This is a genomic window from Kitasatospora indigofera (genome assembly GCF_014655955.1).
GTDB classification, from domain to species: Bacteria; Actinomycetota; Actinomycetes; order Streptomycetales; family Streptomycetaceae; genus Kitasatospora; species Kitasatospora indigofera.
Genome location: NZ_BNBO01000197.1, coordinates 1 through 522 on the forward strand (window position 1 = coordinate 1; position 522 = coordinate 522).

A 522-nucleotide genomic window follows, 5' to 3' on the forward strand; every position below is an offset into this window, starting at 1 on the left:
GACTTCGAGGGGCTCCCAGGAGGTGGAGAGCATCATCGCCTCCCCCGCGTCCCTGAAGAGGTAGCGCGTACGCATCACGCGGTCGCCGGTCTCGATGCCGAGCCGCGCCGCCACCTCCGGCGACGCCCCCTCCTGCTCGCTGCTGGACTCCCAGCTTCCCCTGGCCTCCTCCGCGGCCTGCTCCTGCCGGAACGGACTGGCGCCCGACGGCGGCCGGAAGCCGGATCGGGCGACCCTGCGCGGCACGGGCCGCTCGCGCACATACGTGCCCGAACCGGCGCGGCCCTCCACCAGGCCCTCGGCCATCAGGACCTTGCGCGCCTCGAGCGCGACCGTGTCGGAGACGCCGTACTCCTTGCGGATGCGGGCCTGCGAGGGGAGGCGGGTGTGCGGCGGCAGCGAGCCGTTCACGATCTTCTCGCGGAGATCGCTCGCAACGCGCAGATAGGCGGGCTGCTCACCGAATGTCACTGGCCACTCCCAACGGGTTGACAGACTGCAACAGCCTGGCAACCCTCGGTT

Annotated in this window: 1 protein-coding gene; it reads right to left on the reverse strand. The window is 71.5% G+C overall.

Annotated features, from left to right (window positions below; all coding sequences use genetic code 11):
• On the reverse strand, positions 1 to 471 hold a 471-nt coding region (locus IE329_RS40150), incomplete at its 3' end, for a GntR family transcriptional regulator (protein WP_190216006.1).
• Positions 472 to 522: the final 51 nt, after the last annotated feature.